We start from the raw sequence: 16536 nt of genomic DNA on the forward strand, positions 1-16536 counted from the left end.
GCCGCCACCGCTGACATATGCTGCTATACAGGGGGCTATTCCCATCCGGGGTTCTGCTCGATTTTTGAATTTTTTGCAATAACGCTTAACGGAATAGGCCAAAGATAATGCTTGTGTTCGTCAAAAACAGGATTATCCCAATCCACGCCCTTGTAAGGGTCTATATAGGCCTTTCCCGAGGCCTGGTCCACAGAAGTCTGTATGGTGGCCCCCGCATAACGGGCTTCCGCATCCTTGTTCCATTGTATACCCAGGGTCTTGACCGTTAATTTCTTGCCCAGCTTCCAGCGTTTCAAGTCCTTATAGCGGAATCCTTCGATGGCCAGCTCTATTCTGCGCTCGCGCCTGATCTCTGCGATCAGCGGAGAAACACCGTCTCCCGTATAGCGGGGATCTACCGGAATATTGCTCAAACTCATATGGGGCATCGCCACCCTGTCGCGCAGCAGGTTTATGCTGATATCCAGGTCCTGCTGCGAGATCCCTCCAAGTTCGGCTTTTGCTTCCGCATAGTTCAGCAGCACTTCGGCAAACCGCAGCGTGATCGCAGGTGACTCTCCGGTATTATAAGCATGCCCGATCATATCATCAGCATTGTAGAACTTGACGATATGATAACCGGTGGTGGATATGGCCCCTCCGGCCATGCCCGTGATCCGCGGATAGGAGCGGCCGTCGTCCAGGTGGTATCTGTATTTTTCACTGTCGTCCGGATGCAGCACGGTCTGTCTTAGCCGCGGGTCCCGGTTTTCAAATATATCCTCAATCTTTTCATCTCCTTTATATAAAGGGGACAAGGTGACCGGGAGCCCGTCGGTACACAGATAATCCTCCACCAGGCTTTTTGTCGCGCCGCCCGAATAATCTATGAAATAGCTCTGAACGGCATTGGTAATCACTCCCAGCTTGTATTTCCTCCAGTACATCACCTCAGGATTCCCACTCAGATCGAGTATACGCATGTACGCGTTATAATCATGCTGGGGATCCCCCGTCGTATACAGTTTATAAGGTCCCTTGTCCATCACTTCCTTTGCCGCATCGGCCGCTTCCCGGAGCCACTTTTCTACGTCGGGCCCGCCCCGGTATTTCTGCCATGTCCCTTCGAACAGGCATATCCTGGATTTAACCAGCAATGCGCACCAACGGTTGAGCCTTCCCGGGGCATTCCCATCTTCCCAGTCATCTGGAAGCTTTTCACAGGCAAAATTGAGGTCGTCGAGCACATGCTTCATTACCTCATCTCTCGGTGTACGGGCAATATTCAGGTCCGGATCGTCAATATTCAACGACTTATCCACCCAGGGCACATCGCCGAATTTTTCCACCTTTTCGCCATAAAACCATCCCCGGAAAAGCCGCGCCTCTGCGGCATATCTGTCGATTATCTCCTGTGGGACCTGCGCCTTGTCATAATTCTCCAGCCCTACGTTGATCGCCCGGACGAAGTCCCATCCTTTATACCCGAACCACTGATCGGCCGGGGTATCCGGAACATGATACTTACCGGCACGCACCTCGATAAAATACTGATGCCTGCTGTTTGTGGGGGCCATATTGTCGGAAAATTCATCCTGGTTCCAGATGCTGCCCCAATGGCTGTTAAATCCGTCATAATGCCCCTGCATAATGGGGACATTATCATCATTCCTGGCCAGGTCGTAAAGGCTGTTGTTATAGACCATTAAATTATCTTCCGTATTCCAGAAGGTTTCGCCGGTGACGCTGTCGACGGGTTTTCTTTCCAGGAAATCATCGTTGCAGCCATTCAGCAAGAAGGTGCCAAGGGCTAACAAGTTGAACTTTATAAAATTTTTCCGGTCCAGGTTCAGGTATTCATCGAGATCTTTATAGTCGCCCGCCAGACGGCGGACCTGCGATAACTTTTTCATCCGTTGGTTTTTTATCTGTTTAATGGATGATGACACCGAAGGCTCATCAAGTGTGACTACAACGATATCCTGGCTCCCAGGGTATATATGCGTTGCATGGGATATTCAATCGCTCCATTGGTCTCGGCCGTAACTTCAGGAATGGATTCAGGATCAAGCGGTCTTCTGATGCGCGAAAACTCCCACAGGTTCATACCGGTAAAATAAACCTCTACCTGCTCCAGCCCTATTTTATTGATCAGCTGCCGGGGCAGCTCATAACTCAGCGTAATATTCTTAAGCCTCATATAGGCTGCATTCTGAAGGAACCGGCTCTGTGTCTGTACATTCTTTTTATCATTGTAGGCATAATAGGGCGCATAAAAATAGGCGTCCCGGTTATCCTCGCTCCAGGTATCCGTAACCGCCCATTTTTCAAGATATCCGGAATTAAAGGGGAAGAACCAGGTCCAGTTGCCAGCCTGTGGCCATATCTTTCTTTTGCCGACTCCCTGGAAAAAGGTAGTCAGTCTCCAGTTCTTATAATTCAGGTTGATATTGAGGCCAAACTGATATCTTGGGGTATTATTGCCGATCACCGTGAGGTCCCCGTGGTCATCCAGGGTACGGCTGCCCGGGCTGATCTCCCCGTCGCCGTTAAGATCCGCATACTGGATATCTCCTGGCTGCCAGTTCGCCCCTATCTTGGACTGATCGACGGCCTTGTCGACATCTTCCTGGGACTGAAAGATCCCTACGGTCTTATATCCCCAGATGGCACCGATCTTCTTACCGACATAATAGTCGTCAATATTGCCGCTGGGGTTTTCATACCGCGTGATCTCGCTGGTCCAGTCGGACAATGACAGGGTGATATCATAGCTGAAGTCCGATTTTATCTTATCGTGCCAGGTCAGGGATGCCTCCCATCCTTTGGTCCGCAGATCGGCGGCGTTGGTCTGCGGAGCATCTGCGCCCAGGATATCGGGGTACTCCTTGCGCATCAGCATATCTTTCGTGTCCCGGGTATAAGCATCCAGGGAAACGTCCAGCCGCTGCTGCAGCAGGGTGAAGTCCAGCCCTATATTTTTGGACACTACGGTTTCCCAGGTCAGGGACGGGCTCACCAGCCCCGGGGCGGATACATAGGGAATCCTGCTGTCGCCGCTCATGATATACGGTGCAGTACCACTGCCCAGTGTAGGGATATAAGGATAATAAAGCGGGTTATTATTATTGTCCGTGAGCAGCTGGTTTCCCAATGAGCCGTAAGAAGCGCGGATCTTCAGGTTATCCAGCCACCTCCTTGTTCCCTCCATAAAATGCTCGTTGGAGATTCTCCATCCCGCCGAGAAGGAAGGAAAGAACCCGAAGCGATCCTTTTCGGGGAATCTGGACGTTCCGTCATAACGGCCGTCTGCCTCAAGGAGATAACGGTCCTGGTAATTATACTTCAAACGATAAAACGCGCCCCGCAAGGCCACTTCTGAACTGCTGCCATTTGTTTGCTGATCGCCTGTAGTGGCATGTATATCGGTAACAGATGGTGAAATTAGAGAATAGGCCCGCGCTACTACATATTTGTTCTGCCCCCACTCCTGATTGAATCCAATCGTAGCAGTTACATGATGATCGGCAAGAAAATCAAAGGCATATTCACCATATACATTAAATACATAGTAACGGTTATATTGGTTCTGGTTCTCTATCCAGTCAGGATCGCTGAAGCCGTGGCTGACCGGGGTAGGATTCGTAAGATCCGCATCTACGATGTCTATCTTGCTGGCCACATCCTGATAGTTCCTGTTGAAGATCTCATAGGAAAAATCCGATTTGATCGTCAGCCCCTTTAACGGGGTTATGGTAGCTCCGGTAGTCAGCCAGGTATCGTTATTGGCAAAGGTAGTGCGGCCGCCGTCCAGCAGATAAGGATAGAAGTTGGTGCCCCCGAAATACATTCCGATGTATTGTGCATATTTATCATGATCTCCGGGCTCCAGGTATTGGGGAAGGTCGGGGAACTGGATGGGCTGTATGGGAGATACCCTGGCCAGGGAATTGATGTTTACATCCCAGTTATAAAAATGAGGCTGATTGTTATTTTGGGAATTGAAAACAACCTTTTCATTCAGCTGCAGCCATTTGTTCACTTTAAAATCCCCTTTCATCAAGATATTGTATCGTTTGAAATTCGTGTTATTATATCTTAAATAGCCGTCTTTGGTGAGGTATCCGGCGGAAACATAATAATCTGCATTTTCGGAACCACCTGAAATGCTCAGATCATGCTGATTGGTTGGCGCAAAGTCTGTCAGCAGTTTATTCTGATAATTATTGTATCCGTAAAACCGGAGGACGCCGTTGACCACTCCCCATTCAGGCGCCGTTTCCGGATGCTCGGACCAGGCCTTGGTCCCGGCCACCATATTGCTGTCATAGGCGGGCACGCCGTTTGTCCGCATACTGGCTACATTCTCGATGGACACAAACTGATAGGGATCGGAAATCACATCCGCCTTAAAAATAGGCTTCGCCAGCGACCATTGCGTATTCAGGGAGATGTGCACTTTTCCACGCTGTCCGCTTTTTGTCTCCACCAGGATCACGCCATAGGCAGCCCTCGCCCCATAGACCGCTGCAGCAGAGGCATCTTTCAGCACACTGACACTTTTGATATCGGCGGGGTTAATCCGGTTAATGTCCATCGGCACGCCGTCCACCAGGATAAGCGGTCCCCCGCCATTAATAGAAGTGAATCCCCGGACATTGAAACCGGGGCTTGCTGCAGGGTCCCCGTTCCGGACGGTAACATTAAGATTGGGTACTACTCCCTGCAGGCCCTCTCCCACATTGGCGATCGACCTGTTTTCCAGCCTTTCGCCGGAAGCCGTCCCCACGGCGCCGGTGAGGTTTACTTTTTTCTGGGTACCGTAGCCGACGACCACCAGCTGCTCTAAGCTCTTTACATCCTCCTGGAGCACAACATTGACTGCGCTGCGGTTATTCACCGGCTCTTCTTTTTTCAGATAGCCTACGTAAGAAAATACCAGCACCGGAGTCGGTATGGTATCCGGGATAGTCAGGCTATAGGCACCCTTTTCATCCGTACGTGTTCCGACTGAAGTACCCTTTAAGGCTACGGTTACACCGGCCAGCGGACGGCCGTCCTTACTCGTGACCGTACCCGTTACTCCCTTTGCCATGTTTACATGTTCCCTCTCCGGACCTGTCCCTCCTGCGCAGACCGGAGCGGGCGCATTCCACCATATCATACAAGCAATAAAGATGACCGGTTTTACAAAGACCTGCGCGCTTGCCGACCTGAACCGGCCGGAAGGACAGGTCTCCCTGTTTATTTTTTTCATACGCTTTGGTTGTTATCTATATAAGTCGGCTGAAAACGGATTGACCCTGACAAAGGCAGAAAAAAACATCAGCACTAAAACTGCACAATTTTTGCAAACGATTGCGTGTCTGATAAACAATATTACTTTTCCTAAGAATCGTTACACCCTTGCTATGCCCTCTACTTCTTACCCTCCGGAAAAAGATATCCTCACCTTATTTTACCAAGGAAATATCTATGCTTTCGAACTGATTTTCAAAAAATACAATACGGTCTTATGCAATTTTGCTTCGCGTTTTGTATCTTCTCAGGACATTTCGGTTGAGATTGTGCAGGGGGTATTTTTGAAGCTATGGGAGAATCACGACAAGATCATCATCGAAAATGCGCTGAAGTCTTATCTGTTCCGGGCTGTTTATAATCAATGCAGCTCCTATCTTTCCCATCTCAGGGTGAGGAAAAAATATCTTCACTCCATACGGAGGCTTCATGAAACGCAGCACCTTACGGATCCCGTGCAGGATTCATTGAGCTATAAGGAGCTGAATCATCGCGTTCACGAAGCTGTTGCGCAACTTCCGGAAGAGTGTAGGAAGATATTCGTACTCAGCAGGTTCGAGGGGTTGAAATACATGGAGATAGCCGACAGGCTGCAGGTTTCCGTCAAAACCGTCGAGACACAGATATCCCGGGCCCTCACCCGGCTGAGGGAAAACCTGAAGGAGTTCCTGCTCAGCCCTTAGTCTTGCGCCACGCAGCCGGCAATGCGGAACAACCTGATCAGGATTTTACCGCCACAGATAGTACGGAGAAGGCCGTGGGACGGCAGACCGATACTTCCACACGCTCAATCGCGGGAGTGCTGAGGGTAAAGGTATGTCCGCCGGAAGCGCCCGGAGCAATATCGGGAAGGGAATATTCCGCTTTTTCGAGGGGTATGCCCTGTTCTCCGTATGCAATGCAGCGCAGCACATATCCCCGCAAGGTATACGCAGGTATGGCCTTCCGCGAAGTAAAGGAAACTTTGAGGGCCTGCCCGTCCAGTGCAGCGGAAAGGGTTTCCACCGGTGAAGATTCCTTCCGGAGCGCCGCATGGGAAGGATGCGGATCACCGAGCAGGTTTACCACGCCGTGGACCCGCTGCTTCATCACGCCCATACCCTTATCTCCCACATGGGTCCGGTAGTCGTTATAACAGAAAAAGATCAGCCCGCCCACATAATCATGCTTCCGGAATACGGCATTGTGCGTCTGCATGATGCGGATCAGCTTTTCATCCCCTTCTTTACGGTCCGGGGTACAGCGGCACCAGCCATATTCCGAGATCACGATAGGTTTGTCCGGGAATGCGTGGTGGATCTCTTCGAGATTCTTTTCCATATCCGCAACGGTACCTTTGTACCAGCTTTCATAGTATTCGTTCCACTCCACGAAGTCCATCAGTTCGGAAACATCCTTTTCCGGGGTTTTCTGTAACGAGTTGGAAGCATAGGAGCATAAGCGGTGAGGATCCAGCTTCTTGGCCCCCTTCAGCATGTTGGCGGCAAAATGATAGGCCGGCGGATTCTGCCCGCCGATCTCGTTACAAAGCCCCCAGGAGAAAACACAGGGATGGTTGTACTCCCGGTGGATCTGTTCCTCCAGCTGTTCCAGCCCGTTTTGCATGATGTCCGCATCGGGCTGCTCGCTCATGCCTTTAAAGGTAGCGGCGCCCCATGTCGGCACTTCCAGCTGTATGAGTATGCCATGGCGGTCGCAGAAGTCCAGCACCCGCTTATCCTGTTGCCAGTGCACACGGGTAAAGATGCAGTTGAGCTCCTTCATATCCCGGTGATCGTGCTCGATCCAGTGACCGGGCTCGGCCATTCCATAGTCCGGATTGCTGCCGCCCATGCGCTCCACGCCCATCAGCCATACTCGTTCCCCGTTGAGATAAAAACCTGCATTTTTCACCTCGGTTTTCCGGATGCCGAAGGTGGTGACATAGCTGTGTACCCAAACGCCGTCGGCGTAGAGGTCGAATGTTGCGGTATACAGATGAGGATGGTCAAAATGCCAGAGGTTGGGTTGCTGCAGGGTCTTCTCCGGGAAGCTGATCTCCCGGCTTTCCCCGGCTCCAAGCTGGGATGGCCGGCGGGGCGACTGCAGCACGACGCGGCCCGTTTCTTCTTCGGCTATCGTATAAGCGGCTTCCAGCCGCACACTTTTTCCTGAGGCATTTTTTACCAGGCCGAGCACGGCGATACCGGCCGTCTTCCTGCCGATATCCGGCAGAGCGGTAACCTGGATACGTTCCACATATACCGGCTCGGTAACGTGCAGGCTTACAGGTCGGGTAATGCCGCCGTCGGCGGCCCAGTCGTAAGAGCGGTTGCGCGGCAGCATCCTGTCGTCAAAATGATTGTCAGCCATGACCACCAGCGTATTTACTGCATCCGGCTTTACCGCTTTGGTAAGGTCAATAAAAAACGCCGTATAACCTTTACGGGTATGCCCGCCGACTTCGGTACCATTCAGCCATACCCTTGCAGTATGGTATACGGCTTCAAATTCGATGCGGATCGTTTTGCCTTTCCATTCGCCAGGAACGCTGAATGTCTTCCGGTACCAGCAAACTCCGAAATAATCATTGTGCTCCGGCGTGATCTGCCAGGTATGCGGCACCGTTACCGTGTCCCAGTGTCCGCCGGTGGCCGCAGACTTGTACCAGCCCCCGGAAACGCCCTGTTGATCTGGATCAGTCCTGAATTGCCAGCTTCCATTGAGAGAAAACACCAGCTCTCCTTTATTTTGCTGCGGCAGCACGCCGCCTTCTGCCTCATCCTTAAACAAGGCGGAAGAAAACGGCAATACGGTCAGGGCACCTGTGCCACCCAGATTCTTTAAAAAACTTCTGCGGGAAGACATATCGGACATTTATACGTTATTAAATGTGCAGTGAAGATGCAGGCCGTTCTACTTCCGGCCTGCCCGGTAATTTCGGTTCAAAAATAAACCAAGGGGCCGCCCCGTAAATAGGGTATATTATTTAAATAATGGACTATCTTATGATTTCCCGGGAGACGGCTGCTGCCGGATCAGACGTATGGGAGTACGTCCGGGCCGCACCGGATAAAGGACATAATTTCCTGTTTCATCTTTTTGCACCTTTACGGTGATATGCCGCCCGCCCTGGATGACCCGTGCATGCTTCCAGCTTTCCGGCACATAGGTTTTCAGGGTCAGCGGCACATCGTAAACGGCGGTATCCGGTGAGTGACGAAGGGTAAGGACAATCCCGTCTTCCTGCAGGCGGGACAGCACGCCGGTGTTCATTCTTTCCCGCATGTACCGCGCCACATCTCCGAAGGTGGCTATCCAAAGACTGTCTTCACTGCGCCTGATGTACCGGAAATACGCTTCCAGGGTGTGATGGGTCAGCGGTTCCCAACCCAGTCCGTCTATTCCGTGAAAGACGAGCACCAGCCAGATATTATCGTGCGCCAGTACCGTATCCACCCACGATTGCATCAGGGTATAAGGAGTAGCCGTCAGCGGACCCCGCTGCCACTGTACGTACTCCCGGTCTGAAATACCCGGCGGATCTTTATAGCCCCGGTTGATCTCTTTGAGATAAGGATCGGTCATCCGGTTTCGCAATGCGGGATAAAAAGGCAGCGCATACTTCATCGCACGGGGATGTTCGATGCCAAAGGGTATCTCCGCATCAAAGGTATGTCGCCTGCCGAGATGGTTCCGGATATCTTCCCGGCTCTTTCCCAGCTCATAGGCGATGTTGGCCGTGTCCAGCACGGCGAGATGGGTATGGGTGACCGTATGGCTCGAAAACTCATATCCGCGGGCAGCATAGGCGCGGAGGCTGTCCCAGCTGAGACCTTTTTCGTCGCTTATCTCCATACTATACTCCGTTCCCGGCTTCAGACGCCGCGACCGGATCGCAGCATACAGGGTGTCCATGACCCGGTAAGCCGCCTCTTTCTTATCCCTTTCAAACAGACCCGCGCTCCTGTCGTAATAAGCCAGGGCGCCTTTGTAGCCCAGATACCGCGCTGCCGAGATACGTTCGAAATAATTTTCATTACCGGTCGGCACTGTTGCGCTTTCGAGGATGATGTTCCGGACCGGACGGCCGATAAATTTTCCCGGATACGCCGAGCCGGCAATGGGTCCGGTAATGATATAGAAGGTGGCCGGTATATGAAGCCGCTCCATTACCGGCAGGGCATAGCGAAACTGGTTCCGGTTACCATCGTCATAGGTAATGGAGACAGCGCCGCGTTTTCCATCCGGCCAGCGGGTGATCTCCGTGCGCCCGGTTATCTCGTCCCGTTCCGAACAGGCGCCGAACAGGATGATCAGGAAAAGTAAGGGAAGGATATGCCGGAGGAGATGGGAATAAATCATCGGTATTTCTTTATCTGAGAATGGAATTTAAGCCATTCTCCGCATATTTGACGCTTCCGGTCCGTTATCTTTTGCCGTCACATATCTTTTACCTTCACAAAATCATCTGCCTTAAAAATTTCCGGATCGCCGTGGAGAAATTCCGGATCGGATCAGGCGCTGCCTGGGCGATGCATTACCTTTGCGCCCGATCAGGATTTATATGTACCTGCGCCCGGCATATCCTGCCGCCGCGGCCGGGTAACCAAACAAATACATTATGAATTATTTTACCGCTTTCGCCTGCGTGATCTGCATTGCCCTCTGCTGTCATACCCCGACCGCCCGCGCCCAGCAACCCGGTTCACCGGACCGTGGCGTGATCTCCGGCCATGTCACCGATGCCGGAGGCAATCCCCTTCCGGGAGCCAGCGTGTACCTGGAAGAAACGGAGCAGTCCGTCACCACAGACGACCGGGGCAGCTACCGGCTGTCCGGAATACCCGAAGGAACCTATACGCTGACCGCCACCACCATAGGGTTTGCGCGGCAGACACGTACCGTATCCCTGCAGGCCGGAGAAAGCCTTCGTACGGACCTCTCGCTGCGGGCCGCTACGGCCGCCCTCCAGGAAGTGGAGGTGATCGGACGAAGCGAGAAGAGCTATAAAAACACCTTTTCTTTTTCCGGTACCAAAACGGAGACCGCCCTGAAATACATTCCCCAGGCCATCAGCTATGTGACCAAGGAAGTCATCCAGGACCAGCAGGCTTTCCGGACCATGGATATCGTAAAAAACGTCAGCGGGCTCAACGTGTTCTCCACCAACAATTACGATTTTACCCTGCGCGGATTCCGCACGCACGATGTGCTGCTCAACGGGCTGCGACTGACCGGCGACGGCTGGAACCAGTCTGTGCTGCCCAATGTGGAACGGGTAGAGGTCATCAAGGGACCGGCCTCGGCGCTCTTTGCCAATACCGATCCCGGCGGCACCATCAATATTGTGACCAAAAAGCCGCTGGACGAGAACCGGAAGGCCCTGAACTTTGCCACGGGGAGCTACAATACCTACCGCCTGGCTGCGGATTTTACCGGCCCGATGAACAAGGAAAAAACACTGCTGTACCGTCTTAACCTGGCCTATCAGAACGCCGGCTCTTTCCGCAAGCTGCAGGGCGGACAGAATGTAGTGGCCGCTCCATCCGTCTCGTTTATACCCGATGACAAGACCCGGGTCAATTTTGACCTGGTCTATTCGCTGTCGCTGGGACGGCTGGACCGGGGACAACCGATCTTCGGCGCATCCGCCGGTACAAAGCTGAACTCCACACCCATCAGCTTTGCGATCGGAAAAGAAAATGATTTTGAAAACGAGACCTTCCTGAACGCCACCCTTTCCCTGCAACGGAAAATATCGGATCATATCACGTTTAATGCATCTTACCTCAAATCGCTGTACCACGAAAGCCTGCTGGAGCACCGCACGGCCAACCGGTATGCCATGGATGCCGACGGCGACCCCGTGCCCACCCTCATGGAGATGCAGACCACCCGACGTCTGGACGAGGATTATACTGATAACCTTTCCTCCTATTTCGTATTCGATTTCAATACCGGCCCCCTGAAACACAAAATTCTGGCAGGCTATGACCATATCAATTATATCTCTCCCGACGGCAACTCCACCTACAATGCCTATGGATTCATCAATGCGGACTCCACCGGCATTGTGCTGACCCCGGCCGGAAAACCGGCAGCCTATGATCCGGAACAGCGGTCGCGATACCTCATCCGGAATAATATGCCGGTACCGAACGTACCTTATTTCAACCTGGAGAACCCGGACTATTCCTTCAGCGATATCTCCCGGTATTTCAATACGAGCGAGGCGATCGCACCGGCGCGTTATTATGTCAACAGCGTATATGTCCAGGAACAGCTCCAATGGGGGAAAATACGCGCCCTGCTCGGCTTCCGCCAGGAATTTTATACCGATCTGCTGAACTATACCCGGAAAGACGAGCAAACGGTAAACCAGCATGCGTTCATACCGCGTATCGGCCTGGTCTACACGCCGGTTGAGGCGATAAGCCTCTACGGCACCTTTACGGAAGGCTATCAGCCGCAGGACGCCGCTACCATAGGCGATCCCGAACGGTACGGCGGACCGTTCGACCCCCTGATCTCCAACATGGTGGAAGCAGGCGCCAAAACAGAGCTGTTCCGGAAACGCCTGGCCCTGAACCTTGCGGTGTACCGCATTGAGGAAAACAACGTGCTGCAGAACGCCAATGCCCCCGGCAATCCCGACCAGCTGCGGCAGATCGGACAGCAAAGATCGGAAGGCATAGAGCTGGACGCATACGGACAAGTCACGCACAACTTCAGCCTTACCGCTAACTTTGCCTACAACAAAGCCACCGTTACCCGTTCGGACAACCCCGATGAAATCGGAGAGCAGCTGCCCAATGCGCCACGGGCCCAGGGCGGCTTCTGGGCAAAATATCTCTTTGACGGCAAGGCGCTGAAGGGTCTGGGCATCGCGCTGGGCAGTAATTTTGTCACCCGGCGGAATACGCTGGATGCCAAGACCAACCTGCAGCTTCCCGGATATATTGTGGCGGACGGGGCGCTTTATTATACCGTTGATAAATTCCGGCTCTCGGTGAACCTGAACAATATCTTTAACAAAACGCACTGGCTGGGGGGGTATGACTATAACCGTCTCTTCCCCGGCACTCCGCGGAATTTCCTGGTCGGCGTCGGATATACTTTTTAAACCATGCACCGGCTGAGGAAGATATCCGGAATATTGCACCTGTGGATCGGGCTGATCACCGGTATCGTTATCCTGCTGGTGTCCCTGAGCGGCTGCCTGCTGGTCTTCGAGGAGCCGCTTTTCAACCTGATACACCCGGGGCTGGTGTATACTCCGGCTGCAGGAGGGAGCACCCGGCCCCTGTCGGCGCTGACCGCGACCGCCCAAAAAGCGCTGGGCCCCGGCAAGCCGGTCAATACGATAACCATTTATCCGGATCCGGACCGGTCCTTTGTCTTCGGCGCATCGGGTAGCGGTAAAAATCACAGCACGCACCGAACGGCCTTCGACCAGGTGGATTACCTGGATGAGGTCTACGTGGACCCTTATACGGGCAAGGTGCTGGGACAGATCGACCGGAAGCACGAGTTTTTTACGGTCCTGCTGTGGCTGCACCGGTATCTGTTGCTCTACCCCAGTGTCGGCCGCCCCATCGTGGGCATCTCTACCCTGCTTTTCCTCGTATTGCTGCTGACGGGTGTTGTGCTCTGGTTCCCCAGGAACCGCGGGGCGCGCAAGCAACGTTTCCGCATCCTGTTGCGGGCACGCTGGCGCCGGGTCAACTATGACCTGCATGCCACAGGCGGCTTCTATGTGCTGCTGCTGGGCGCAGTCATGGCAGTAACCGGGCTTACCTGGTCCTTCAAATGGTGGGAAAGCGGTATCTACAGATTGCTCGGAACGGACCGGCCCCTGAGCGTAAAGAGAGAACAGCTTCCCGTGGCATCCCGGCCTGCCGCCGATATCCGCCCGCTGGACATCGCCATGCGGTCGGTATACGGCAAAGCGCCCCGGTTTGAGCAGATCAGCATTGACCTGCCTCAAAAAGCCAACCAGCCTATTATGGCCATTGTCCAGGTAAGCAGCGGAACCGGCTGGAGGGTGGTGGACTATTACTATTATCACAGCATTACCGGGCAGCTGACCGGACAGTTCCTCCAGGGCGATAAGTCACTGGGGCAGAAATGGCGTAACACCAATCTCTATATCCATACCGGTAATGTCTATGGCCTTCCCGGCCAGATACTGGCTTTTCTGGCCAGCCTTGTATGCGCCTCCCTCCCGCTGACCGGCTTTCTCGTGTGGTACGGGCGGAAGAACAAGGAGAAGAAACGAAGAGCGGCTATCCTTTAGGAAATACCATCCGGAAGCATCCCGCTTCCGGCGAGGAAGAACAGATTCATCGGCGGATTTCAGAAAACTACTGCCAGGCATTTTTGATGACGGCAGCCTGTGCCGCGCCGGCCGGCGGCAAGCCGTACATGGCTTCCAGCGTACGCAGCACGCTATAATGGTTGATGGAGTCGGCATACTCACCGGGTTGTACCATGGGTCCGACAAAAAGCGTGGGAATATGATTGTCCGGCGTGAAATCATCTTCGTCAAAAGTAAGGATCAGCAGGCTGTTGTGCGTTTTGGCCCAATCCACATATCTGGAAAGATGATCTTTCAGCCAGCGGTCTGCACGTTGTATAGCGGCAGTATCGCCGTCGATCCAGGTATTGTGCATATCGTTGCCCTGGTTGGGGATCACAAAGGACAGCGTGGGCAGGCTGTCAAAGTCCGAGGGAAAGCTGCTCAGCGGCAGGTTGGTGGATGCGGGCAGGCCGTTTTCCTTATTGCCCTGCCAGTTCACCCAGGGCGCATGCTTACGGGCATAGGAATATCCTTTTACCTGCTCATAGCTGCATTCAAGGAAACCCTCGCCGGGCAATGTCTCTGAATAACCGGCAAAGGTATATCCCGCTTTTATCAGCGAGGCTCCGAGATTGGGCGTGGTATAGGGCGTTGAATCCTTCAGGCATTCGTCGCCCTTGATCCCCTGCAGCCCGCCGGAAAAAAATGCCACATAGTTGGGTTGGCTGGGATGAGTAACGCCATGGGAATTGGTAAAGAGCGCACCTTCCTTCGCCAGCTGATTAATATAAGGCGCATTTCCCGTACCGATGACCTGGTTGTACCCATGATTTTCTTCTATAACGATCACGATATGGTCGGGACGGGGAGGGTGATTTTTTACCCCGCAGGAAGACAGGGCGGCGAGAGAAAGGGCGGCAAAAAGTACCGGTATTCCGGGCTGTTTCATAGCAATATTTTTGAAGTGTAAGGTAAGGAACAAACAACAATCACTGAAGCAGGACACAAAAAAATAATCAGGGGGTAACTGCCGTATTCTCCGCTTCAAAGTTATCGAAGTAAGCTTCGTTCCAGCCGGTAGTCAGCGCCGTCACACCCATTTTGTAATGACTGTCCCGGACGCTGACGATCTCCTGATGATCCAGTCGGATGATAATCCGGTCTCCGCTGCAGCGCATCTCCAGATGATGCCAGCTTCCTTTTACGGGACGGGCTTGTCCCTGCTGCAGCAGGCTGCTGTCTTTCCCGTTGCGTTTCAGCTGCCAGCTGCCGGTGTGGCTGATCTCAAAAGCATACCCGTCTACCTTGCTGTTCCAGGGAAAACGCTGCAGCCTGGATTCGATCCCCACCCTGCCCGTATCGGGCAGCAGGAAGTCCGCTGATACGCGCATATCCGTCCAGCTGCTGTCGCCAAACAGGATGCGGGGATACGGCTGGCCAAACCAGTTGATGCCCTGCTGCCGCGCACCTTGCTTCAACCAGCGGTTGGCGGATGCGCTGTCGCCAACCACTTCAAAAGCGCCGTGATAGCTGATAAAGAAAGGCGGCTGCCGGTTCAGACTGTCCCCGTCGAAATCATCTTTATAATGATCCGGAAAAGGAGCCGGCGGCGGCACCGCATGTTGGGCTTTCCCTTTCTGCTGACCGCGGGTGGTGGTCAGCGAGTAAACTGTATTGGGTTTTAGCGTAAGGACAAATGTTCCCTGCCGGGGCGTTATATCGGCTTTTCTTTCAAACAGATGACCGGGGGAAGACTGCCATACGGCAAGGGCCTTATCCGGAAGACCGCCGGACAGCCTGAAATGCACCGTCTGGTCCTGCTTTGCTTCCGTGGTTTCGATGATCACGCTGTAATCATGGGTCAGCGTATCGGTCAGCGCCGTCACGGACCAGCCCTTATCCTTAAAGTATTTACAGGCACTGTTGACATATTTCCATCCCGGCCTGGCAAACTGGTTGGTGTGCGCTACGATCCACAACGGCGGCTGCACAGTATAGCGACCGGACCAGGGGGTATTGGCTTCCATAAAGCCGGAAGCGGGGGCCGTAAGATAATGAGGATAGGAAGTGATCAGGCTCCAGTAGATCACCTTGGTAATACGGGCAAGGGGGTATGCGCGGTTGTTGATGCGGGCCACCTTGGCGGCCGCGGCCCAGTCGCCCCCATGGTCGTGCGACTCCCCGCTCCAGACCGGCTTGCCGATCTGCTGCACTTCGGGAGGAGTACGAAAATCCGTTTCTTCCGGGACATGCGCATTGACGGCGTACACCGCTTTTGCCAGCTCAGGGTCTTTGGCAATATCCTGCGCGATCTGCCACTGGTGCTCGGGCTTCCATTGGTCGCCCGCATCGATCTTTACGTGCGAAAGACCGGACTCATCCAGCACACGGCGCAGCAGCTTTATCCAGTCTTTATCATAGAGCGTCTCGTTCCGGATGCCGGTATAGTCCACGGTGATCCCGTGATATTTTTTCAGGCCGTTGATATAGCCGGCAATAAAGCGCGCATTTTCTTCCGTATAGAACCGGCCGTTGCCTACCCAGCCGGGCGCGCCCCATTGCAGGGTTTCTATCCTGATGTCGGGGTTCCTTTTCTGGGCTTCTTTGATCAGCCACCACTCGTATCCGCGGTTGAAGTAGGCGGCGCGCGGGTTTTTAAATTCTTCCCGCGTATGGGCATAAGCCGGCTCGGAGCCGTCTGTGGAGTTGATATCTCCGCCGATCTCTACCTTTAGTTCCGGCAGGCCGGCCCCGAAGCCGGGTTTGAACAGGTAATCCAGGATATCGCTGCGATAGGGTTCGGGATAGTCGACCAGAAAGCGGGTGGAAGCGCCGGCGCTCAGGGCGCCGATCCCCTCAAAGATGCGACCGCTGCTGTTGCCGTCGATCGTAATATGCTGGGCACTGAGATTTTGAAAAGACAGTAACAGGATGCAGGCCACTGCCTGCAGGCACAATTTCTTCATGAACTTTCCTTT

At 53.5% G+C, this 16536-nt stretch carries 9 protein-coding genes; 3 read left to right on the plus strand and 6 right to left on the minus strand.

Annotated elements, in window-relative coordinates:
• Window positions 1–35 precede the first annotated feature (35 nt).
• Both ABD851_RS07340 and ABD851_RS07345 read right to left on the minus strand, forming a co-directional pair.
• Window positions 36–1892 (minus strand): RagB/SusD family nutrient uptake outer membrane protein, encoded by a 1857-nt coding sequence (locus ABD851_RS07340; RefSeq protein ID WP_344977745.1) that lies wholly within the window; start codon window positions 1890–1892, stop codon window positions 36–38.
• 56 nt (window positions 1893–1948) lie between these two features.
• The gene (locus ABD851_RS07345; RefSeq protein WP_344977747.1) at window positions 1949–5236 is read right to left on the minus strand and encodes a SusC/RagA family TonB-linked outer membrane protein; all 3288 of its coding nucleotides are present in this window, start codon (window positions 5234–5236) and stop codon (window positions 1949–1951) included.
• Window positions 5237–5390: 154 nt separating this feature from the next.
• Here ABD851_RS07345 and ABD851_RS07350 point away from each other — a divergent pair, with 154 nt between their 5' ends.
• Complete coding sequence (locus ABD851_RS07350; protein WP_344977749.1) at window positions 5391–5960, plus strand: RNA polymerase sigma-70 factor; 570 nt, start codon at window positions 5391–5393, stop codon at window positions 5958–5960.
• Between the two features lie 37 nt (window positions 5961–5997).
• Here the strand turns inward: ABD851_RS07350 and ABD851_RS07355 are convergent, their stop codons facing one another.
• Window positions 5998–8124, minus strand: a complete 2127-nt coding sequence (locus ABD851_RS07355) for a glycoside hydrolase family 2 protein (protein ID WP_344977751.1) — start codon at window positions 8122–8124, stop codon at window positions 5998–6000.
• Window positions 8125–8262: 138 nt separating this feature from the next.
• Window positions 8263–9621, minus strand: coding sequence for a polysaccharide deacetylase family protein (locus ABD851_RS07360; protein ID WP_344977753.1), 1359 nt, complete (start codon window positions 9619–9621; stop codon window positions 8263–8265).
• Window positions 9622–9880: 259 nt separating this feature from the next.
• Here ABD851_RS07360 and ABD851_RS07365 point away from each other — a divergent pair, with 259 nt between their 5' ends.
• On the plus strand, window positions 9881–12382 hold the full coding sequence (locus ABD851_RS07365; RefSeq protein ID WP_344977755.1) for a TonB-dependent siderophore receptor: 2502 nt from the start codon (window positions 9881–9883) through the stop codon (window positions 12380–12382).
• Window positions 12383–12385: 3 nt separating this feature from the next.
• Window positions 12386–13555: a PepSY-associated TM helix domain-containing protein gene (locus ABD851_RS07370; RefSeq protein ID WP_344977757.1), complete on the plus strand. Its 1170-nt coding sequence runs from the start codon at window positions 12386–12388 to the stop codon at window positions 13553–13555.
• Between the two features lie 67 nt (window positions 13556–13622).
• Here ABD851_RS07370 and ABD851_RS07375 read toward each other — a convergent pair whose 3' ends face one another.
• Together ABD851_RS07375 and ABD851_RS07380 are read right to left on the minus strand one after the other, a co-directional pair.
• Window positions 13623–14507: an alkaline phosphatase family protein gene (locus tag ABD851_RS07375; RefSeq protein WP_344977759.1), complete on the minus strand. Its 885-nt coding sequence runs from the start codon at window positions 14505–14507 to the stop codon at window positions 13623–13625.
• A 67-nt stretch (window positions 14508–14574) separates the two neighbouring features.
• Window positions 14575–16524, minus strand: a complete 1950-nt coding sequence (locus ABD851_RS07380) for a 3-keto-alpha-glucoside-1,2-lyase-like domain-containing protein (protein WP_344977761.1) — start codon at window positions 16522–16524, stop codon at window positions 14575–14577.
• Between the last annotated feature and the right edge of the window lie 12 nt (window positions 16525–16536).

It is taken from the genome of Compostibacter hankyongensis, assembly GCF_039541075.1.
Lineage (GTDB): Bacteria > Bacteroidota > Bacteroidia > Chitinophagales > Chitinophagaceae > Compostibacter > Compostibacter hankyongensis.

What these genes read in the sequence shown, in the direction of transcription:
- ABD851_RS07360 (WP_344977753.1), bottom strand. Translation starts at nt 9,621, where the DNA reads ATGATTTATTCCCATCTCCTCCGGCATATCCTTCCCTTACTTTTCCTG.
- ABD851_RS07340 (WP_344977745.1), bottom strand. Translation starts at nt 1,892, where the DNA reads ATGAAAAAGTTATCGCAGGTCCGCCGTCTGGCGGGCGACTATAAAGAT.
- ABD851_RS07370 (WP_344977757.1), top strand. Translation starts at nt 12,386, where the DNA reads ATGCACCGGCTGAGGAAGATATCCGGAATATTGCACCTGTGGATCGGG.
- ABD851_RS07355 (WP_344977751.1), bottom strand. Translation starts at nt 8,124, where the DNA reads ATGTCTTCCCGCAGAAGTTTTTTAAAGAATCTGGGTGGCACAGGTGCC.
- ABD851_RS07375 (WP_344977759.1), bottom strand. Translation starts at nt 14,507, where the DNA reads ATGAAACAGCCCGGAATACCGGTACTTTTTGCCGCCCTTTCTCTCGCC.
- ABD851_RS07345 (WP_344977747.1), bottom strand. Translation starts at nt 5,236, where the DNA reads ATGAAAAAAATAAACAGGGAGACCTGTCCTTCCGGCCGGTTCAGGTCG.
- ABD851_RS07365 (WP_344977755.1), top strand. Translation starts at nt 9,881, where the DNA reads ATGAATTATTTTACCGCTTTCGCCTGCGTGATCTGCATTGCCCTCTGC.
- ABD851_RS07350 (WP_344977749.1), top strand. Translation starts at nt 5,391, where the DNA reads ATGCCCTCTACTTCTTACCCTCCGGAAAAAGATATCCTCACCTTATTT.
- ABD851_RS07380 (WP_344977761.1), bottom strand. Translation starts at nt 16,524, where the DNA reads ATGAAGAAATTGTGCCTGCAGGCAGTGGCCTGCATCCTGTTACTGTCT.